Annotated in this window: 20 protein-coding genes; 11 read left to right on the top strand and 9 right to left on the bottom strand. The window is 55.8% G+C overall.

Going from position 1 to position 20,980, the window contains the following annotated elements:
- The first annotated feature begins 67 nt into the window (after positions 1–67).
- From C0U40_RS10875 to C0U40_RS10850, 6 genes are all read left to right on the top strand, one after another.
- Positions 68–1,039, top strand: a complete 972-nt coding sequence (locus C0U40_RS10875; RefSeq protein WP_101655818.1) for an iron-siderophore ABC transporter substrate-binding protein — start codon at positions 68–70, stop codon at positions 1,037–1,039.
- Positions 1,036–2,037, top strand: coding sequence for a FecCD family ABC transporter permease (locus C0U40_RS10870; protein ID WP_101655817.1), 1,002 nt, complete (start codon positions 1,036–1,038; stop codon positions 2,035–2,037). Before C0U40_RS10875 ends, C0U40_RS10870 begins: the two co-directional genes overlap by 4 nt.
- Entirely contained in the window at positions 2,034–3,074 is a 1,041-nt protein-coding gene (locus C0U40_RS10865; RefSeq protein ID WP_101655816.1) for a FecCD family ABC transporter permease, read from the top strand. The genes C0U40_RS10870 and C0U40_RS10865 overlap by 4 nt, the downstream gene beginning before the upstream one ends.
- The gene (locus C0U40_RS10860; protein ID WP_101655815.1) at positions 3,071–3,898 is read left to right on the top strand and encodes an ABC transporter ATP-binding protein; all 828 of its coding nucleotides are present in this window, start codon (positions 3,071–3,073) and stop codon (positions 3,896–3,898) included. The genes C0U40_RS10865 and C0U40_RS10860 overlap by 4 nt, the downstream gene beginning before the upstream one ends.
- Positions 3,899–3,990: 92 nt before the next feature.
- Positions 3,991–6,081, top strand: coding sequence for a TonB-dependent siderophore receptor (locus C0U40_RS10855; RefSeq protein WP_286134910.1), 2,091 nt, complete (start codon positions 3,991–3,993; stop codon positions 6,079–6,081).
- A 97-nt stretch (positions 6,082–6,178) separates the two neighbouring features.
- Positions 6,179–7,228 carry a siderophore-interacting protein gene (locus C0U40_RS10850; RefSeq protein WP_101655813.1) on the top strand — a complete coding sequence of 350 codons (1,050 nt, stop codon included), beginning with the start codon at positions 6,179–6,181 and terminating at the stop codon, positions 7,226–7,228.
- Between the two features lie 69 nt (positions 7,229–7,297).
- On the opposite strand, the gene C0U40_RS10845 is transcribed toward C0U40_RS10850, so the two are convergent.
- On the bottom strand, positions 7,298–8,206 hold the full coding sequence (locus tag C0U40_RS10845) for a LysR family transcriptional regulator (RefSeq protein ID WP_101655812.1): 909 nt from the start codon (positions 8,204–8,206) through the stop codon (positions 7,298–7,300).
- Positions 8,207–8,310: 104 nt separating this feature from the next.
- Here C0U40_RS10845 and C0U40_RS10840 point away from each other — a divergent pair, with 104 nt between their 5' ends.
- The 4 genes from C0U40_RS10840 (at position 8,311) to C0U40_RS10825 (ending at position 11,695) form a co-directional block, all read left to right on the top strand.
- Positions 8,311–9,318 carry a zinc-binding alcohol dehydrogenase family protein gene (locus tag C0U40_RS10840; RefSeq protein ID WP_101655811.1) on the top strand — a complete coding sequence of 336 codons (1,008 nt, stop codon included), beginning with the start codon at positions 8,311–8,313 and terminating at the stop codon, positions 9,316–9,318.
- Between the two features lie 240 nt (positions 9,319–9,558).
- Positions 9,559–10,770, top strand: coding sequence for a GTP-binding protein (locus tag C0U40_RS10835; protein ID WP_101655810.1), 1,212 nt, complete (start codon positions 9,559–9,561; stop codon positions 10,768–10,770).
- On the top strand, positions 10,767–11,408 hold the full coding sequence (locus C0U40_RS10830; protein ID WP_101655809.1) for a DUF1826 domain-containing protein: 642 nt from the start codon (positions 10,767–10,769) through the stop codon (positions 11,406–11,408). Before C0U40_RS10835 ends, C0U40_RS10830 begins: the two co-directional genes overlap by 4 nt.
- Positions 11,405–11,695, top strand: a complete 291-nt coding sequence (locus C0U40_RS10825; RefSeq protein WP_101655808.1) for a DUF6525 family protein — start codon at positions 11,405–11,407, stop codon at positions 11,693–11,695. The genes C0U40_RS10830 and C0U40_RS10825 overlap by 4 nt, the downstream gene beginning before the upstream one ends.
- Positions 11,696–11,721: 26 nt before the next feature.
- On the opposite strand, the gene C0U40_RS10820 is transcribed toward C0U40_RS10825, so the two are convergent.
- The 6 genes from C0U40_RS10820 to C0U40_RS10795 form a co-directional block, all read right to left on the bottom strand.
- Positions 11,722–12,897, bottom strand: coding sequence for an acyl-CoA dehydrogenase family protein (locus C0U40_RS10820; protein WP_101655807.1), 1,176 nt, complete (start codon positions 12,895–12,897; stop codon positions 11,722–11,724).
- Positions 12,898–13,072: 175 nt separating this feature from the next.
- Positions 13,073–14,098: a helix-turn-helix domain-containing protein gene (locus tag C0U40_RS10815; RefSeq protein WP_101655806.1), complete on the bottom strand. Its 1,026-nt coding sequence runs from the start codon at positions 14,096–14,098 to the stop codon at positions 13,073–13,075.
- A 114-nt stretch (positions 14,099–14,212) separates the two neighbouring features.
- Complete coding sequence (locus tag C0U40_RS10810) at positions 14,213–15,070, bottom strand: metal ABC transporter permease (RefSeq protein WP_101655805.1); 858 nt, start codon at positions 15,068–15,070, stop codon at positions 14,213–14,215.
- Positions 15,067–15,951: a metal ABC transporter permease gene (locus C0U40_RS10805; RefSeq protein ID WP_101655804.1), complete on the bottom strand. Its 885-nt coding sequence runs from the start codon at positions 15,949–15,951 to the stop codon at positions 15,067–15,069. Before C0U40_RS10805 ends, C0U40_RS10810 begins: the two co-directional genes overlap by 4 nt.
- A complete protein-coding gene (locus C0U40_RS10800) occupies positions 15,951–16,844 on the bottom strand; it encodes a manganese/iron ABC transporter ATP-binding protein (RefSeq protein ID WP_101655803.1) in 894 nt (297 codons plus the stop codon). Before C0U40_RS10800 ends, C0U40_RS10805 begins: the two co-directional genes overlap by 1 nt.
- An 88-nt stretch (positions 16,845–16,932) precedes the next feature.
- Positions 16,933–17,835: a metal ABC transporter substrate-binding protein gene (locus C0U40_RS10795; protein ID WP_101655802.1), complete on the bottom strand. Its 903-nt coding sequence runs from the start codon at positions 17,833–17,835 to the stop codon at positions 16,933–16,935.
- A gap of 318 nt (positions 17,836–18,153) precedes the next feature.
- Between C0U40_RS10795 and C0U40_RS10790 the strand changes: the two genes are divergently transcribed.
- Positions 18,154–19,359 carry a multidrug effflux MFS transporter gene (locus tag C0U40_RS10790; RefSeq protein WP_101655801.1) on the top strand — a complete coding sequence of 402 codons (1,206 nt, stop codon included), beginning with the start codon at positions 18,154–18,156 and terminating at the stop codon, positions 19,357–19,359.
- Positions 19,360–19,395: 36 nt separating this feature from the next.
- Here C0U40_RS10790 and C0U40_RS10785 read toward each other — a convergent pair whose 3' ends face one another.
- Positions 19,396–20,199, bottom strand: a complete 804-nt coding sequence (locus tag C0U40_RS10785; RefSeq protein ID WP_101655800.1) for an inositol monophosphatase family protein — start codon at positions 20,197–20,199, stop codon at positions 19,396–19,398.
- Positions 20,200–20,220: 21 nt separating this feature from the next.
- Positions 20,221–20,979 carry a DeoR/GlpR family DNA-binding transcription regulator gene (locus C0U40_RS10780; protein ID WP_101655799.1) on the bottom strand — a complete coding sequence of 253 codons (759 nt, stop codon included), beginning with the start codon at positions 20,977–20,979 and terminating at the stop codon, positions 20,221–20,223.
- Position 20,980 lies beyond the last annotated feature (1 nt).

Below are 20,980 nucleotides of genomic sequence, written 5' to 3'. Positions count from 1 at the left end.
GTTGCGCTTCTTGTTTAATCTGCCTATCAGGCATTAACCTACTATTTTAATCGGAAAAGGAAATCACATGCTTCGATATCTCTTGGGAATTGGGCTCGCCTTGTTAAGCCCTGCCGCTCTTGCGCAGGAATTTCCCGTCACTGTGGAGCATGCTTTCGGGCAGACCATCATCGAAGAGCGCCCCGTGCGTATTGCGACTGTGGGTTGGGCCAACCATGAAGTTCCTCTTGCGCTTGGCATTGTGCCGGTGGGGTTTGCACGGGCGTCCTGGGGGGATGATGACGGTGACGGGTTGTTGCCTTGGGTCACGGAAAAACTGGAAGAACTGGACGCAGAAACACCAGTACTGTTTGATGAAGGCGACGGGGTAGACTTTGAAGCCGTGGCTTCAACCAATCCCGATGTCATTCTGGCGGCCTATTCCGGCATTTCAAAATCCGACTATGAAACGCTCAGCCGGATTGCGCCTGTCGTTGCCTATCCGCAAGGGGCATGGACCACGACTTGGCGCGAAATGATCATCCAGAACGCAGCAGGACTGGGCATGGCAGAGGAGGGCGCGGCACTGGTCTCCGAAATTGAAGGCCGGATCGAAACCGCCGCCGCCAAATATCCGCAACTGCACGGCAAGGCAGGTATGTTTGTGACCCATCTGGATGTGCGCGACCTAAGCACAATCGGGTTTTACGCTGCTGCTGACCAGCGCGTGCAGTTCCTGCAAGATCTGGGCATGACCACGCCAAAGGCCGTGCAGGAGGCCAGCGAGGCTGGGAAGTATTCCGGCCGCGTCAGCGCCGAACGGATCGACATGTTTGACGATGTGGATTTCGTGGTGACATACGGGGATCAGGACCGCATGGAAGAACTGGCTAAAAACCCGTTGATTGCACGTTTTCCGGCGATGGCGCGGGGGTCTGTCGTTTTGTTGGCAAATGATCCCATGGGCACCGCTGCAAACCCGACACCCCTGTCCATCGACTACGTTCTTGATGACTACCTGCAACGTCTGTCAGACGCCGTGGCGCGCGCTGAAAAATGAACCTTGCCCGTCCCAATCTGTCCTTGCGGATCATCGTGGTGATCGCCGTTTTGATGCTGACAGCATTCCTGTCGCTGACCATCGGCACACGCTCGGTTCCCTGGGCCGAGATTTGGGACGGGTTGACCGGCCACATTGATACTATCGGCGCGGCGGCTGTGTCGGTGCGGGTGCCGCGCACGGTTCTTGCTATTCTGGCGGGCGCAGCACTCGGTATGGCGGGGGCTGTCATTCAGGGTGTGACCCGCAACCCACTGGCCGATCCGGGTATTCTCGGGGTGAACGCAGGGGCGGCCCTATTCGTGGTGATCGGTATTGCGTGGTTTGACATCAGTGGCGCGACCACGTTTTTGTGGCTTGGCGTTGCGGGTGCAGGTTGTGCGGCGGTTTTCGTTTATGGTGTCGGATCCACGGGGCAGGGTGGTGCAACGCCTCTGAAACTGACCCTTGCGGGAACGGCGACGTCTATCGCGGCATCGGCCTTTATCATTGCAGTCGTCCTGCCACGAAATGACATCGCAGGCAGCATCCAGTCCTGGCAGGTGGGCGGTGTTGGCGGGGCGCGGTTTGACACCATCCTGCCTGCATTACCGTTTCTGGGGGCCGGACTGCTGCTAAGCCTTGCGTCGGCCCGTATTCTGAATGCCCTTGCACTGGGCGAGGAACTGGCCGCAGGGCTGGGACAGAACATTGCGACAGGACGTGCGCTGGCGGCTTGCGGCGCAATCGTATTATGCGGCACAGCCACAGCGCTTTGTGGTCCGATCGGTTTTGTCGGTTTGGTTGTCCCCCATGTCTGCCGTCTGACGCTCGGCATTGACTACCGCCTCTTACTGCCCATGTCCGCTGTTGCAGGCGCGTGCCTGCTTGGGCTTGCCGATGTGCTGGGTCGCATCATTGCACGCCCGAACGAACTGGACGTAGGTATTGTCACTGCCTTTGTAGGCGCGCCCTTCTTTATCTGGACGGTCCGGCGGCAAAGGATGCGCGGGTTATGAGTATCGCAATCACTTTTCCCGCGCCCCGCACCGCCCCGCGCAGGCGGATCAACCGCCGCAGTGCGCTTGTTCTGTGCCTGCTCGGGGGAGGGGTTATTTTTCTGTTCGCCCTGACCTTAAGCTGCGGGCGCGGCTGTCTTGCGCCAAGCGCGGTGCTTTCGGCCCTGTTTGGAAGCGACAGCGCCGGAGCCTCGTTTGTGGTAAACGATCTGCGGTTTCCGCGTGCTGCCATGTCGATCGTGACGGGGCTGTGCTTCGGATTGGGCGGAGTTGCCTTTCAGGTCATGTTGCGAAATCCGCTCGCCAGCCCTGACATAGTTGGCATCAGTGCCAGTGCTGGGGCAGCAGCCGTTTTTGCGATTGTAATCCTTTCCCTGAACGGCTGGATCGTGTCACTGGTCGCTGTCTGCGCGGGTTTGTTGGTCGCCTTCACAATATGGGGGCTGTCATCAGGGCGGGGCGGGGCAGGTGGCCGGCTCATCCTTGTCGGCATCGGCATTTCGGCAATGTTGGACAGTGTGACCGCCTATATCATCCTTGAAGCACCTGAATGGGACCGCGTAGAGGCGCTGCGCTGGCTGACAGGCAGTGTAAACGGGGCGCAACTGTCGGAAGTTGCGCCGGTTTTCGCAGCGTTCATCCTGTTTGGCGGGCTTCTGGCTGTGTCCGCACGGGATCTGGATGTCCTGCGGTTGGGCGATGATACGGCCCGCGCGCTTGGCGTCGGGGCTGACAAAACACGCTTATTGGTGACGCTGGCAGCCGTCGGGCTGGTGGCCTTTGCCACTTCTGCCTCCGGACCGATTGCCTTTGTCGCCTTTCTGTCCGGTCCCATCGCTTCCCGACTGCTTGGCGGGAGCACGGGAATTCTCGCGGCGTCGGCGCTGACAGGCGCAATTCTTGTACTGGCGGGGGATTTTACCGGGCAGTTTCTTTTACCAGCCCGCCTGCCGGTTGGTGTGGTGACAGGAGCAGTGGGCGCACCGTTCCTTTTGTACCTTATCGTGCGGGCCAATAAAAACGGGGGAAGTATATGAGCCTTGATCACCGCCTTGAAGCGCAGAACCTTTGCGCAGGATATGAAAAACAGGCCATTCTGGATGATGTTTCCATAGCCCTGCCGGCGGGAAAAATTACCGCGATTGTCGGCGGGAATGCGTCGGGAAAATCCACACTATTACGTACCCTGACGCGGATCTTGCCCTCTGTGTCCGGTTCTGTATTGCTGGACGGGCAGTCTGTTCATGCCATGCCCTCGCGCAAGCTGGCGCAGATTATGGGGTTGTTGCCCCAATCCCCGATCGCACCTGAAGGCATCACAGTCGCCGATCTGGTGGGACGCGGCCGTCACCCCCATCACAGCCTGTTTTCCCGATGGGGGGCTGCGGATGATCACGCTGTCGAACAGGCGCTGCGGGCAACCGGTATTGAAAAACTGGCAGAGCGGGAGATCGACACGCTTTCGGGTGGCCAGCGACAGCGGGCGTGGATTGCAATGGCTCTTGCGCAGGAAACCGACCTGTTGCTGCTGGATGAGCCGACCACCTTTCTGGATGTATCCCACCAGATAGAAGTGCTGGACCTGCTGGTGGATATGAACACCAGTAGAGGCACAACGATTGCTATGGTGTTGCACGATCTTAATCTTGCCGCACGCTATGCAGACCATTTGATCGCCGTGGCCGACAGGGGCATTCACGCCGAGGGCCCACCTTCAGAGATTTTAACAGAATCGATGGTCAAGGCAGTGTTCGGACTGGAGTCGCGCATCATCACCGATCCCGTTTCCGGCACCCCCTCAATGGTCCCAATAGGGCGACACAAAGTTGTTTCAAGGTCTTGCAACCGGAAGATCGCATAAATCTGATAGAAACACTAAGAAAAGGGTGGAGCCTTTTGTTTGAGTGGGTTAGTCAGTAACCAACTGATTCACTCAACAATATGGAGGCCTCTGTGTCCCGAACTCTTTCACCCTTCGGATCCCGCCGCCGCAGTTCCCTGCGTTCTGTGCTGCTCTGCTGTTCTGCGCTGCTGCCAGGCCTTGCTGTCGCACAGGATCGCTACCAACTGGACGATGTTATTCTGGAAGCATCGGACGAGGGCGCAGGAGCACCGGATTCCCAAACAATCGTGGCTACGGAAATCACTGCTGGCGGGAAAATGTCCGGCGATATTCTCGATATTCCGGCCAGTGTCTCTGTTGTGACCAGCGAGGAAATATCCGCGCGTGGTGCAGACACGATCGAAGAAGTCCTGAACTATACCTCCGGCGCTACCACCGACGGCTATGGTGCGGATGACCGCTTCGATTATTTCTCCATCCGCGGTTTTGAAGCCTACACCTACCGCGACGGTTTGCTGCTGGGTGCAAACTTTGGTGGTATCCGCGAAGAGCCGTTTGCTTTCGAACGGGTAGAAGTCTTCAAAGGTGCAAACTCTGCGACCTTTGGCGTCTCCGATCCGGGCGGCAGCGTAAACTACGTGTCCAAAAAACCCCGCGCTGAACGGTTCGGTTCAGCCTATACCTCTGTGAGTTCTTTCGGTTCCACTGAAGTGGGCGTAGATTTCGGCGATGTCCTGAACAAGGAAGGTTCGCTGTCCTATCGCATTACCGGTCTGGTGCGCGAAGGGGAGCTGGAATACCCATACTCCGAAAATGATGAAGTCTTCGTACAAGGCGGCCTGACATGGCGCCCGACCGATGCAACAGAACTGACTGTTCTGGTGGATCACCTCGATCGCGACTCTGTTCCGGGCAGTGGCGGTTTCCCGATCGGGTATGATTTTGACCGGAGTTCGACCTTCTTCGGAGAGCCGGATTACAACTATCGCGGAACAGAGCGTACAACAGTTTCCGTTATAGGGTCCCATGATTTCAGCAACGGGCTGAAACTGTCGGGAACGTTGCGGTTCAGCGATAGCGCTGATGATTTCGGCTATGCATACGTGGCCGGAACAAGTGGCACCACCGTGAACCGCGCCTTCTTTGCCAGTGACGGCACCAATGAAGGTGTCATCGGTGATGTGAACCTGCGTTATGAAACATTCATCGGCGGCGTGGAAAGCACGACACTGGTCGGGATCGAAGCGTCCCAGTCCGAAGCCTCGGATATGCGCTACTACGGAGCCGCACCCTCAATTGATCTGACGAACCCGGTCTATACCGGCGCACCGACAAGCGTACCGATGTATGCCAGCCTGCGTACCGAAACCGAAGGTCAGGCGATTTATCTGCAACAGGAACTGAACTGGAGCGACAAGTTCATCGCCTCTGTCGGGCTGCGCCACGACTGGATCGACACGACCGAATGGGATCGTCTGGCGGGCACGGTCGAATCCGGATCTGTCAGTGCGACAACGGGCCGTTTGGGACTAACCTACAAAATTACGCCTGATCTCTCTGTATACGGCAGCTATGCACAATCCGTTGTACCTGCCGGAACCGGTGTTGAACCGGAAGAGGGCGAGCAATATGAACTGGGTGTAAAATGGCGACCACAAGGAACCAACGCCCTGTTCGCTGCATCGGTTTATGACCTGTCCAAAACCAACATCACCCGCACCAACCCGGTGACCCTCCTGAGTGAACCAATCGGTGAAGTACGCGTACGCGGACTGGATCTGGAAGCTAAAGCAGAGTTTGGTTCCTATGATCTGACGGCGTCTTACAGCTTTCTCGATGCGGAAATCGTCGAAAACGGAACTTCGGGCAATGTAGGCAATACGCCCGGTCTGGTGCCAACGCATATCGCTTCGATCTGGGCAAGCCGGACATGGGACAACGTGGGCGCTGGTGATCTGACAGTCGGCTTGGGTGCCCGCTACAATGGTGGCTATTACTATGACGACAGCAACACCGCAGGCGAAACCGGCAGCTTCTTTGTCGTGGATGCAGGCGTTTCTTATGATCTGACCGAAAAAACCACGCTGTCCGCGAATGTGACCAATCTGTTTGACGAAAAGCACGTTGCCTACGGTGGCTTCTATGCAGATTTCTACAGCCCGGGGCGGGAGGTTCAGCTGAAACTCTCTCACAAGTGGTAACAATTCAGAAGTAGTGGGAGACGGGGCGGCGCAATTGAATACGCCGCCCCGTTATTTTGTTCCACTGATCATCAACGCTTACTCCCGCAGGCCCGCCATGCAAAAAGCCACCGCAGAAACCCTCATTCCGCTCGACTCTCCGCAGGCTTTGCTGTCGGGGTTTCTGTCCCATTTGCTGGATGACCACGGCATGGTATTTGACCGGTCCGGTGATAACACCCACAGCTTTGCGCAGGATGGTTACGTGGTGGAGTTAAGTGTTCAATCCAGCGCCTTGCGGATCCGGCTGGAAGCGCCTGACGACAATGCAATGATCTTTTCCAAAGAAGGCATTGTGCACCACGTCGCAGAACTGGATCCTGATGCAGCGCAGCAAATCCGCTGGTCCGGTGCTGCGCCAAGTGTCGGGGAGTTTCCAAAAAACTTCCGGCTGCTGACTGTAAAGCGTTCAGAAATACTTTTTACCGGTATGCAGCGCGTCACGCTGCACTATCCGGATATCGACAGCCTACAGGGAGACGGAATCCACCTGCGCTTGATAATGCCTCTCAATCCGGCCCGCACTCCGGTCTGGCCGGTCATGGGAGAAAACGGCGCTCCTGTCTGGCCACAGGGAGAAGACGCCCTGCATGCACGATATGTCACCCTGAAAAACATCCGCGCCGATGTGCAGGAAGTCGATATCGATATTGTCCGCCACGGTACAGGGCTGGTATCCGGCTGGGCTCAAAATACACAAGCCGGCCAAATTGTTGGCGCGATGGGTCCGACAGGGCGGGTAAACCTTCCGAAGGCACAGTCCTATTTTCTGGCCGCGGACGGAACCGGATTTCCCGCGATTGCGCGCTTCCTTGAAAACCTTCCAGCTACGGCTTGTGGTGACGTAGTCGTCGCCCTTCCGGACGGAATTTCGCCGCAAAGCTATTTTCCGGAAACACCGCTTACCATCCATGCACTGCCGCCGGAAGTGTTTGAAAACGAGGTGCTGGACCACGCTCTTCGTCTGACCCGAGCCGAAGTTACGGACTACGGGTTTTTCGCCGGCGAATTTTCCAATGCTCAGGCCCTGCGTAAACATTTCAAAGCAGGGTTGGGGCTGGACAAAACCTCTCAACTCAGCACGGCTTACTGGCGGCGCGAGGGATAGGTAGAGGCAATCTGTCTTCGCAGATCATGGCGAAACCATCGTTACAGGTTCAGCACGGTCGCCCCGTAATTATGCAACGCCCCAATCCGCACGATTTTTCAGGCGATCAATCAGGAAGTCGATGAATATCCGGGTCTTGGGCGTCAGAACGTTGGAGCGCGGGTAAACCAGCCACAAAACGGACTTATCGTTAAGTTTCCAGTCCGGCAAAAGCCGGACCAGCCTGCCGGAAGCCAGCTCTTCCGAAACGCTCCACAGAGAGTTGATCGACAAGCCCGCACCCGCAAGTGTTGCTTCGCGCTGTGCATCGCCATCGTTCACAATGGTGCGGCAGGTCATGGTGGCCGGATCAAGCTTGAAAACCTCCTTGTCCGGACCAATCAGTTCCCGAGGTTCAAGATCAATCCAGGCAAGAAATCGGTGGTCCGTTAATTGCGCCGGAGTTTCGGGCGTACCGTGCGATTGCAAATAGGCGGGCGACGCGCATAGCACGCGGGTGTCTTCGGCAAGCTTGCGACCCTTAAGGCTGCTGTCCGTCAGTGGCGCACTCCGCAGGGCCAGATCATAGCTGCCTTCAATCGCATCGATCTGTGTATCAGACAAACGCAGGTCAAGCGTCAGATCAGGATAAAGCCTGTGAAGTTCCGGCAGCAAGGGCATGATATGGCGCTGTGCAAAACTGCTTGGAGCAGCGAAGCGCAAGGTTCCCTTCGGGCCGGTCTCGCTTCCGCCCAATGCCGCTTTGGCCGCTTCGGTCTGGGCCAGAATTTCACGGGCGTAGGGCAGGAAATCGGACCCGTCGAGTGACAGGGAAACCTTGCGCGTGGTCCGGCGCAACAGTTCCACTCCAAGTTCTTGTTCCAGTTTTGCAAGGCGCGCGCTCGCGACCGCAGGGGCAAGGCCAAGTTCTCTGCCAGCGCCTGAAATGTTCAGGCGTTCCGCTGCCATAACAAACAGGCGCAAATTGTCGGTGTCCATTCGATTATATTCCCGATCCGAATAATCAATTCTAAAATCACCTGCTTCTTATGGTTTATGCAAGGGTTATCTTCGCGACAACTTTGAACAAAGGATAAAAGCGAATGAACGCTATTGGATATAATACAGCAGGTTCTGTCGAAGTACTGGAACCTGTCAGTGTGGAGCGCCCGACGATCGGACCGCGCGATCTTCTGGTTGCAGTCAAAGGTGTATCCGTCAATCCGGTTGACGTTAAACTGCGTGCAGCCGTGGCGCCGGATACAGGGCCACGCGTGCTCGGCTTTGATGCGGCAGGCGTGGTTGCGGAGATTGGAAAAGACGTTACGGGCTATACGGTCGGGGACGAAGTTTTCTACGCAGGTGACGTCACACGGGCGGGCACGAATGCCCGGTTTCACGCGGTTGATGAACGAATTGTCGGTCGCAAACCTGCCAGTCTCGACTTTACCGAAGCGGCCGGAATACCGCTAACTGCGATCACCGCTTGGGAGTTGCTTTTTGAATCCTTCCGGTTGAAGGAAGGTGACGGCACAGGCCAGACCCTGCTTGTAGTCGGTGGGGCCGGTGGAGTCGGCTCTATCCTGATACAGTTGGCCAAGGCGCTGACTGGCCTGACGGTTATTGCAACCGCCTCCCGCCCGGAAACCCAAGATTGGGTCCGCAAAATGGGCGCGGATCATGTAGTTGACCATCGCGGCGATCTTTCCGCGCAGGTTGCCGAAATTGGCCGAGCTCCGCAATATGTCGCAGCGCTGACCGCAACGGATCAGCACTGGCCCGCAATCATCGACCTAATCGCGCCTCGGGGCCAGATTGCATTGATTGACGATCCCGAAGCCATTGACATTAAAGCGGCAAAACCCAAGGCATTGAGTATCCATTGGGAGTTTATGTTCACCCGATCGATGTTCGGCACCAAAGACATCGGTGCGCAGCGGGATCTGTTGAATCGCGTCGCCGATATGATTGACGCGGGCGCCTTGCAATCCACAATAACCGAGAGGGGTGGAGCGTTGACTGTTGAAGCGTTGCAAGCAGCACACCTCCGGCAGGAAAGCGGTAAGGTAATAGGTAAACAAGTGCTCGGCGGGATCGAAGACATGGTCTGACTTCCTGTTGCAAGAAACTGGTCCGGCAGTGATTTTCCCTGCCGGACCGGCTCTCTGGTCACAAGCGGGACAAAATTTATAAATTAACATAACAATTATTATACGATTCTTGTATCCCAAATCGACAGCCCGCTCTCAGCAGACACAATAACAAGCATAGTTACGTTATAACATTTCTATTGCGCTTGATAACCAACCTTGTAAGTTCCGGTACCTGAATAATCTGCAACGGAGCCTGCAATGCCAGATACACGCCTTCCCGTAACAGTACTCTCCGGTTTCCTCGGGGCGGGTAAAACCACACTGCTGAACCGCGTTCTGAACAATCGGGACGGACGGCGTGTAGCCGTCATAGTTAATGACATGTCCGAAGTGAACATCGACGCAGATCATGTTCGCGCCGACACTGATCTTAGCCGCACAGAAGAAACACTGGTCGAAATGTCAAACGGCTGCATCTGTTGCACGTTGCGCGACGATCTTCTGGTAGAGCTCCGGCGGCTTGCAGCGGAGGATCGCTTCGACACACTTTTGATAGAATCTACAGGCATATCAGAGCCCCTGCCCGTGGCCGCAACATTCGAATTCCGAGACGCTGAAGGCGATAGCCTGTCGGATGTGGCACGGTTGGACACGATGGTTACTGTCGTTGATGCCGTGAATCTGCTTGGCGACTATTCCAGCCACGATTTTCTTAAAGACCGAGGCGATACCGCTGGTGACGGGGACGACCGGACCCTTGTTGATCTGCTGGTCGAACAGATCGAATTTGCAGATGTCATTGTCCTGAACAAAGTAGCAGATGCCGCACCGCATCTGGTTGATGCGGCGCGCAAGATCATCCGATCCCTGAATGCTGATGCCCGTATCATCGAGACCTCCCACTCCGAAGTGCCCGCTGACGCAATTCTGGACACCGGACTTTTTGATTTCGAAAAGGCCCACGATCACCCTATGTGGGCGAAGGAACTTTACGGATTTGCTGATCACATTCCGGAAACCGAAGAATACGGCGTCGCGTCTTTTGTCTACCGCGCACGCCAGCCTTTTGTACCCGAAGCGATCCACGCCGTTTTAAACGGGCCTATGCCCGGCGTCATCCGCGCCAAAGGTCATTTCTGGCTGGCAACGCGGCCAGACTGGGTAGCAGAATTCAGCCTCGCCGGAGCGTTATCCTCCGTCAAACCCTTGGGCACGTGGTGGGCAACGGTACCACCGGAACGTTGGCCGGACAATGAAACCGGAAGGGCCTATCTCAGCCAACACTGGATAGAACCCTGGGGCGACCGACGCCAGGAGATCGTCTTTATTGGTGCCGGCATTGACTGGGCCGCGCTGAAATCAAGTCTCGATGCAGCACTATTGCCACAGGATGCGGCAAGTCGGGTCGATGATTTGCCGCAGTTGAGCGATCCTTTTCCCCGCTGGCAAAAAGCAGGGGCAACGGCATGAACCGTCCGTCACCTACCCCTATCATTGCGAACGCCAGCTCAGGTATCGTCGTTTGCGACACACCGGAAGAACTGGGCGCGATCAGAGACCGTGCGTGCGCAGCGGTGTTATGGTGGCGACAACCCGCAAGCGGCTTCCAGCGATGGATCGACGGGCTTGACCCCGCCCTTCTGCCCGCCGCGCGCATCATCCTGCGCCCAAGCGATGTGCGCAGGGCCGTCACCGAAATTTGCGAAATTCACAAAACACCGGAATGTCCCGAACGGACACTTCTGATTGATGACATCGCTGCACTGGCGCATGTCTTTGCAGCTGTGATGAAAGCCCAGCATCTTCGAATGCGGCTGTCGCCCGTAAGCAGTAACGCCTGCCGCAGGTTCCATATTGACGCCCTGACAGCACGGTTGATTTGCACCTATCGCGGAGCTGGCACGCAGTATGGTCTTTCCGCAGATACAGAGGCACCGTCGCGCGTCTTTACTGTGCCGACCGGTGCCCCTTTTGTCCTGCGGGGCACCGATTGGCCCGAGCGCCCTGCCTCCGGTCTGCTTCACCGCTCGCCCCCGATCGAAGGCACCGGCGAGACCCGTCTCGTGTTGGTTCTCGATCCGATTCATGATCCGCAGGAGGCCATATGAAACGCAATCTCGGCGCAACCACGTTACGCCGTCGGAGACGCACGGTTGACCCGATGGCAGCCTATGACGCACTTCCCCCTGCCCTGCGGCGCTGGATCGCGGGGGCCGCCCTTCCCTGGTCCCCCGCATCCTGCCGCCGCGTCTGGATGGCAGCGCGCGCAAAGGGCGCCAGCGACACAGAAGCGCTCGCCCGTCTTGATCGTGCCGAGCGAAATATGCTTGCCCGAGACCAATACAGCCAGATCGCCAACCTTGCCGATCATCGGACGCAGACGGGCGCCGGATGAATCGGGTCTGATCAACCGCCTCCGGTTCAGGTCTCACCATATCCTTTTGGCACTAGCAGATCAGGGAGGCAGGCCGCTCGTTTCTGCAATGCGCGTCCGATCACCAACCGGCTGATTTCAGTGGTTCCGTCAACGATCCTTAACATCTGTGCAAGACGGGACAGGCGATCCAATCCGTAGGGTTGCAACAGCCCCATCCCGCCCAATACCTGAGAACAGGTATTGGCTGCTTTCAAAGCAGCATCGGGTACGAACCGTTTCGCGTGAGCCGCCATAAGGGGACCATCATCTGTGCCAAGCGCCTCGGCAGCTTTGCGGTAGAGCAGTTTTGAAGCTTCGAGTTCGGTTGATACTTCTCCAAGCATCCACTGGATGCCATCAAGGTCGAGGTTCTTTCCGCCGAACATTTTACGATTCTTGGAATAAGACAGCGCCGTATCAAGGGCAGCCTGCATCAAGCCACAACATCCCGCGGCGATAGACACCCGTGCAATGTCAATCGCCATAAGCGATCCCTGCAGCCCCTGCCCGATTGGCAGAATGATGTTGTCTTCGCTGACAACAACTTCGTCGAGATACATTTCCGCAAGCGGCATGAACCGGTAAGACGGCGTATCGTAGAGCGGGCCAAAGCTGACGCCTTTCGCATCCGCAGGAATAGCAATCATCGCCATATCCTTGTGTCCGGGCACATCACTGGTTTTAACCACCGCAAAGTATATATCGGCTTCGGTCGCGAGACTGACCCAGGCCTTTGCCCCGTTGATCGTCCAGGTTCCGTCGCCGTTGATCGTGGCTTTTGTGTACATGTTCATCGGGTCGGAACCGGATTGTGGTTCGGTCAGGGCAAAATTCGCCAGCTTGCGCCCCGCCGTCAGATCCCGCGCCCAAGCCTCCTTAAAAGCCTCCGTCCCATAGCCACATCCCGCATAGGTGCAGATATTGTGCATCGACAGGGCAAAGGCATAGGCCCCGTCTCCGACGCCAAGTTCTTCATACACCTGTATCGCTTCGGACAGAGGCAATCCCTGACCGCCATAGGCTTCTGGAGCGTAAAGCCCTGTCAAGCCGGCGGCTCCCGCTTGATCAGAGGCATCGCGTGGCCATTTTCGGGCTTCATTCCAAGCATCCACATTCGGCGCGATTACTTCTTTTGCGTGTCTGCGGGCGGCATTCAGAATTGTGGTAATTCTATCTGACAAGGGTAGCTCCTTTCAAAATGGCATATTCTTATAGCGCCACCATTCGGAAGAAGGATGCGCATAACAGATGCCAAGAATGTTCAATAAGTTATTCTTGATACGCAGTTAGCAAATCAAAAAACCCGCAACCATCTCTGCAGCTGACAGCCTATTGTCCAAAAATGACAAATTCGGCTCAAGACTTGCTCTGGCGACGGTAAGAGCGCGGCGTGCTTCCAGTCCAACGCTGAAACGCTCGATGGAAATTGGCCGCGGATGAAAAACCAACCTCATGGGCGACAGTTTCAACACTTCTCCCGCCCGCGGACAAATAGCGGATCGCAATATCGCGGCGAAGGTCATCCTTGATCCGTTGAAAGGACGTACCATCCGCTTCAAGTTTTCGGATCAAGGTACGCGGGGTCATGTTCAAGAATTGCGCAGCGCCTGTAAGGTTAGCCTGTTCCCATCCGGTCCGGCTCAGGTAACTGCGGACACGCAGGGCTTGGGTATGCTCGCGCGAGCGTGTGAATATCCAGTCGCGGGGCGCGTTTTCCAAGAACTGGTCGAGATCGGCCGTACTACGCATCCCGACCGGTCCCATATCTTCAGGCGCGAAGGAAATATAAGTGGCGCGGGTTTGGAAGATGACGGGTGCCGGATAAATTACCGCATAATCTTGCACGAAGACCGGCCTCTCAAACGCAAACCCTACCTCTTTGACGGGTACCTCCTGACGGGCCAGCCACGAGAGCAGACCGTGGGCCAGCTTTAGTATCAACATATGCCCGAACCGTTGAACACCCCCTTTGCCTAGTGGTTCAAGGGACAGCTTCCACGCGGTTTTGTCTTCGTGCAGGACGAACTGGTAATCATCGAGTATCAAATTCCAGAAGGTAGAAAACCGGTACAAGGCAGAAGGCAGCGACGTTGCTTCCCGGACCGAGGTCAGCAGGTGTTGCAAAGCGCGGGGCCTTACAGGACGGCTCCACAGACCCATCATTTCATCGCCGGTCTCTACTGCGGCAAGCTGGTAAAGGCAAACCAGTTGGTCGAGCGTCACCCGCCCTTGGGAAAGATCCTGCTCCACCGTCAAATCCGCACGATTTAAAAGCGATTGGTATCCGGCCTGTGAATATAGCGGCCTCAGCGCCTCCAGCCAGTCCGCGATAAACAATCGCGAAACAGTTGAATACAATAAAGGCGGGGCGGATGCAGTCATGGTTCCGGTGCTAGCACGGCGCAAGGACAAGGATAAAGACGGGAAATCGGAGCAATCCTCTGACGGTCATCCCGAAGGGTTGGTCGCCAAAACATGTTGCGACATTGAAAAGGCTTAAACGCCTTGCTTCTCTCCGGCGCGCAGCATGGATGTGCGCCGCGTGCGTATCTGACGACGGATAAACGCAGCAATAAACAGCACAGTCATAATAAGGATAACCGTAGGTGCAGGTGCACTGTCGAGAAAGAAGCTGGCATAAGTTCCCAGCAACATCGACGCCATACAGACGATTACAGACACCCAAAGCATGGTCGAAAACTTGCGCACGATCAGAAAAGCGATTGCGCCCGGTGCAATCAGCAAACCGATTGCAAGGATCAACCCCGCTGCTGAAAGCGTGGCTACGATTGTCAGCGAAAGAGCGGCGAGCATCCCGTAATGAAGCCAGTTGACCCAGAGTCCGGACGCGCGGGCCTGTGCGGGATCAAAGCTGTGCAAAAGCCAGTCCTTCCATTTTAGTGTCAGGATCAGCCCTACCCCAAGCGCGATGATCCCTGCGGTCCAAAGCTCGTGTGTCTCAACCCCCAGCATGTTGCCAAACAAGATGTGGTCAAGATGCGCATCCGTCTCAACCGAGACATAAAGCACGATGCCAAGGCCAAACATGCCCGAAAAGACCACACCCATCAGGGTGTCCTGCTTGACCCGACTGTTTGTAGACAGATAGCCGGTCGCAAGCGCACAAGTCATACCGGCAGCGAACGCCCCGATTATCAGCGGAATACCAAGGATATAGGCCAGTACGATTCCGGGAAGCACAGCATGGCTGACAGCATCCCCCATCAGCGCCCAGCCCTTCATCACCAGAAAACAGGACAGTAAAGCCGTCGGCACCGAAACGATTATGGAAATCAGGAAGGCGTTTTGCATAAAGGGGAACTGGAACGGCAGCAGCAATGTGTCGAGAGTCATCCTTTCACCTCCACAGGCAGACCTGTAGGGCCACGTTCCAATGCTTGTTTTGCCTTGCGTTTGGCAGCCAGCAAACCGTGCTTCGGAGCGAAGACAAAGACAACAAGAAAGATCAGGGTCTGCAAGGTTACGATGATCCCCCCCGTAGCACCGTCAAGAAAATAGCTGACATACGCGCCCAGAAAGCTGGTGATGGAACCGATTGCGACGGAGACAACGATCAATCGTGGAAACCGGTCACACAAAAGATATGCCGTTGCACCCGGTGTCACCACCAATGCGATTACCAGAAAAGCCCCAACCGTTTGCATCGCCGCCACAACACAGGCTGACAGCAGGATGAAAAACACAGCCTTCAGTAGCATAGGGCGCAGTCCGATCGTGCGCGCATGATTTTCATCGAAAAACGTGACCATCAGGTCTTTCCACTTTGCCACAAGAACCGCAAGGGAGACAAATCCGATGATTGCCAGTTGCAGCGTGTCCTGCGGTGTGATTGCCAGAATATTCCCCATGGTAATGGTCTGGATCGACACGGACATCGGATTGACCGAAACGATAAACAGGCCCAATCCGAAAAAGGATGTGAAGATCAGGCCGATGATGACATCGACCTTCAGACCGGACCGTTCGGACAGAAACAACATGGCACCCGCCGCAAGGCCGCCTGCAAGAAACGCACCTAAGGCAAACGGCAGACCGAGGATGTAGGCCCCGGCTACACCCGGCACAACCGAATGGGACAGCGCATCACCGATCAACGACCAGCCTTTCAACATCAGATAGGCCGACAGGAAGGCGCACACTCCGCCAACAAGTGCCGATACCCACATGGCATTGGTCATGTAGCCGTAGGAAAAGGGCTCTAGCAGATAGTCCATCACTTGCCCCGTTTCGTGCGCTGGGTTTTATCGTCGTATTGCACGAGTGGACGTTCGTCATCGGTGAAAATCGTGACAGCGCGGCCATCATCATCGTCATGCAGCGCGTCACCGCCAAGGGTGAAGTGGCGAAGCACGCCTCCGAAGGCCGCTTCAAGGTTGTCACGGGTAAAGGTCGTTTCGGTGCGCCCGTGGGCAAGAACCGTTCCCTTTACCAGTATCGTACGGTCGCAGAATTCAGGCACAGACCCGAGGTTGTGAGTCGAGACAAGCATCACGCGCCCCTCGTCGCGCAACTCCCGCAGTAGCCGGATGATCTGCTCTTCCGTTTTCACATCAACACCCGTGAAAGGTTCATCCAGCAGGATGACCTGACCGTCTTGCGCCAGAGAACGGGCGAGGAACACACGCTTGCGCTGCCCGCCTGACAATTCCCCGATCTGCCGTTTCCTGAAGTCCTGCATATTAACACGGGCCAGTGCCTGATCGACCGCAGCATGATCTTCTTGCTTGGGCCGCCGCAGGAACCCCATATGGCCGTAGCGGCCCATCATGACCACGTCCTCCACCAGCACCGGAAAGGCCCAGTCGACTTCTTCGGATTGGGGCACATAGGCGACAAGGTTCTTTGCCAGAGCCTCGTTCACATCCAGCCCGAGGATTTTTATCCTGCCTCTGGCAGCAGGCACAAAGCCCATAATGGCCTTGAAAAGTGTCGATTTGCCAGCGCCGTTCACACCGACAAGGGCTGTTACCGTACCGCGGGGAATTTCAAAACTTGCATCCCACAGCGCAGTATGCCCGTTGCGGTAGGTGACCGTTACATCCTTGGCAGATAGACCGGCCACGACGGCCCTGTCTTCCGGTCCGGTAGAAATTGCGTCATCGCGCATTTTATGTCCTTTGGGGGATAAACCCGTTTTTCTTAAACAAATGACTTGCGGATTCTGAACCGCAAGCTCTTTCAGATTTCATATAGTGTCACTTCGGTGCCGCCAACAGCCCCTCTGCTACAGTCCGTGCCGTCACGCTCAACAAATCGAGGTATGTTGGAACCGGCCCTTCCGGCTCGCTCAGACTGTCGACGTAAAGTACACCCCCGTAGGCAGCACCGGTTTCGCGGGCGACCTGTTCGGCAGGCGCCGTGTTCACAGTGCTTTCGCAAAACACCACCGGAATGTTGTTTTCCCGCACGCCGTCGATCACCGAGCGCACCTGTTGGGGCGTGCCGACCTGATCAGCGTTCATCGGCCAGAGATACATTTCCTTCAGCCCGAAATCACGGGCCAGATAACTGAAGGCGCCTTCGCAAGTCACCAGCCAGCGCCGCTCTTCGGGAATAGCCGCGATTGCAGCGCGCAAGGGATCGATTGTGGCTCGCAACTGTTCTTTGTAGCGCGTGGCGTTTGCAGTGTAAGTCTCGGCATTGTCGGGGTCTTGTGCGATGAAGGCTTCTACAATGTTGTCTATATAGATCAACGCATTATCCAAACCCATCCAGGCATGGGGATTGGCCTTGCCCTCGTAGCTGCCCGACGAAATGGAAATTGGCTCGATCCCTTCTGTAAGTGTGACAGCGGGAACGGTTTTCATATTCGAAAGAAACTGTTCGAACCAAAGCTCCAGATTTAACCCGTTCCACAAGATCAGGTCCGCATCATAAGCCCGGACAATATCTTGCGGTGTCGGTTCATAGCCGTGAATTTCAGCACCGGGTTTGGTGATCGAAACCACATCCGCCGCCTCGCCTGCTACATTTGCAGCCATATCAGCCAGCACAGTGAAAGTCGTAACCACTTTCATTTTGTCATCAGCGTAAGAGCCTGTTGCGGAAACGATGAGAGCAGCCGCAAGGCATGTCTTTTTTAACAATCGGGGAAGCATATCGTTCTCCTGTAAATAAATCTGCCTCCTGTAAATGCAAATCACTCGCAACTGTCAACTGTTATTGCGAACTATTCGCAAAAACTTTGCGTGAGAGTGAGGTTATCCATTCAAATCTGGACCGCTTGCAGAATAGACCGGACTGAAACCGTGTACTGATTTGGGGGTAAGTGTAGGTAATTCAACAGATTTGGCGAGATCATCACGATTATGCAACTCGCCATTCCTGACAACATATGTCAGATATCAGCACGACAGCGCCGCAGGCATTACCTGCAGTGCTGTTAACAAAATACCATTGAATACAGGACTCTGCTCATGAACGTAGAACAACCAAAGCTGCAACGACGCGGGACGCTTTTTCTTCTGGTTATTCTTGGTGCGTTTCCTCCCTTGACGATGGACCTGTATCTGCCCGCCCTGCCCCGTATGGCGGAAATTTTTGGCACCAGCCACGGTATGATCAACCTGACACTGGGTGCCTACATGGTATCTTTTGCCATCGGGATGCTTTTCTGGGGCCCGTTAAGCGAAAAGACCGGACGCAAGCCGATCCTCTTTGCTGCACTTGCCATTTACATCCTGTCGACTCTGTTGTGCGCTATGGCAAATTCCGTTGAAAACCTGATCATCTATCGCATTTTTCAAGGTCTTGCGGGTGGTGGTATTACTGTTGTCGGCACTGCGATCGTCAAGGATCTGTTCGACGGGAGAGAGCGCGAGAAGGTTATGGCAACGGTCATGTCTCTGGTGATCATTGCTCCGATGGTTGCACCAGTGATCGGTGCGTTCCTGCTCAAGGTTGCCACCTGGCATGCAATGTTCGTTGTGCTGGCCGTGTTTGCCTGTTTTGCAACCGTACTGGTCATGCTTTATCAGGAAACCTTGATTGAGAAATCAACAGAGCCGACCTTGCGATCATGGAACCGGTTGGCGGTTGTTTTGAAGAACCCCCATTTCGCCTATCTGCTTGTCCTGTTCTCACTCGTACCAATGTGCATCATGGCGTTTCTCGCCATTGCGGCTTACGTCTACATCGACGGTTTCGGACTGAGCGAACAGGCTTTCAGTATTATCTTTGCCTTTAACGCCGCCTGCGCAACTTTGGGGCCATATCTGTACATCCGCATGTCCCGTTTTATTAGTGTCCAATCGATTATTCAGGGGTGTTTCTTCATTATAATCGCTGGCGGATTAACCATGTTCTTTGCCGGCAGTATCTCCATATGGATTTTTGCAGCAGTGGCAGCCGCGGTCACTGTTTCGGTGATCGTCTTGCGCGTTCCGGGCACGAACCTTCTGCTTGATCAACAATCTAAAGACACCGGCTCGGCTGCGGCCCTGATCCAGTTCAGCGGCACGTTATTAGGGGCGGCTGCGGTGCAGATCGTTTCGGCAAACTCCCACGATCTGATCCGGAACTACGCCGTGATGCTGATTGTGATTGGCACCGTGTGCTCGACCCTATGGTTTCTGGTACGGCAACGCCCATTCGTAGCGACAAAGATACCGCAGCAGATTTGAGCCGATAAAGGCGAAGTACCGTACCAGCCTGCCACGCTAATCGTTCAACAGGGCCAATAGCGCGCGGTGCAGTTCGGGCGTCGCAGCCGCAACCACCGCGCCGTCGGACGACAGGTCCAACGCCCTGCCCTGCCAATCGGTCAGAATCCCCCCTGCCGCCGTGATCACCGAAGCCAGCGCCAGATAGTCATATGGCTTCAGATCATAATCCACGACCGCATCGATATGCCCTGCCGCCAATAACGCATGGGGGTAGCAATCATACCCGAACCGCCGAGTCTTTCCTGCTTTCAGCAGCCGCGCCAGCGGTTCGGGATGCTCTGCCATCAGCTTCTCGCCTTCGTTAATGTAAAGCGTGCAGTCGTCAATATTGCGCTGATCCGACACTGAAATCGGCGCACCGTTACATGTTGCCCCTTGCCCGATCGCGCCGCAATACAGTTCGTCCAGCACCGGCATCGAAATAATCCCTGCCAAAGGCGCACCGTGACGGACATATGCCAGCAGCATTCCAAACAGCGGGTTCCCTGAAATAAAAGAGCGTGTTCCGTCAATCGGGTCAATGACCCAGAGATTGCCATCAAGGCCGCCGTCCACGCCGCTCTCCTCGCCGAAAATTCCGTCCATCGGGTATTTGGCGGCAATCGCCTTTTTCAACTCCTGTTCGATCCGTTGGTCAATTACGGTAACGGGGCTTTCGTCGTCTTTGAACTCCACCGCATTGTGTTGACGGAAATAACTGCGCGCCGTTGCGCCAGCCGCTTGCACAAAATCTGTCCCATCTGCCAGAATTTGATGTAGGCAGATGCCACCTGCCGGATTGGCGGTAGGGTCGGTCATAGGGAAGTCTCCTCTTCAGACCTAGATAACTATGGTCGTGTTAACCGCTTCAAACGGAGCGATCTGTTCTGGTAGTGCCTTACTGTCTGTAACCAGCGTGTCGATCCGCGCTGTTTTGCAAAACCGCACACGGCTGGTTTCCCCCAGCTTGCTCCGATCACATAACAGCACTGTTTCACGGGCTTGCGCGACCATTGCACGGGCCACTTCGGCCTCTTTAAACTCGAACGAAAAAGCCCCATCGGCGGCATTCACAGCCACAGGCGCAATAAAAACCTGATCCACATTGAAGCGCGCAATTTCCGACAGGGTAAGTTCGCCGTAGGTCGCAGGCACGTCCGATACAATCTGCCCCCCAAGCAGGATCAGATCAATATCAGACCCCGCCGCACGAATGGTTTGGGCGATATCGATACTGTTCGTCACCACCATGATCCCCGACAATTTGGCCAGCACCTCGCCAAAAACGGTAGTGGTCGTGCCCGCATCCACCATGATCGAAGACCCTGCCGGAATGAGCGAAACCGCCTTGCGTGCAATATCCTGTTTTGCCCTGTGATGCGCCCCTTTGCGGGCTTCAAACGGGGCTTCGCTTTCACGGTGCGGCAGCACCGCTCCTCCGTGAACGCGGTCTACCAGCCCGCCGCGCTCCAGTTCCAGCAGATCACGGCGCACCGTTTCGCGCGACACATTCAGCAGATCAGCCAGTTCATTTGCGCTGACCTGCCGACTGCTTTGCAGCAATGACAAAATCCGATGATGGCGTTCCTGTGACCACATG

Source organism: Neptunicoccus cionae (assembly GCF_002860325.1).
Taxonomy (GTDB): Bacteria; Pseudomonadota; Alphaproteobacteria; order Rhodobacterales; family Rhodobacteraceae; genus Amylibacter; species Amylibacter lutimaris.
Note: the sequence above shows the minus strand (reverse complement) of the source record. Positions and strands in the feature narration are given on the sequence as shown.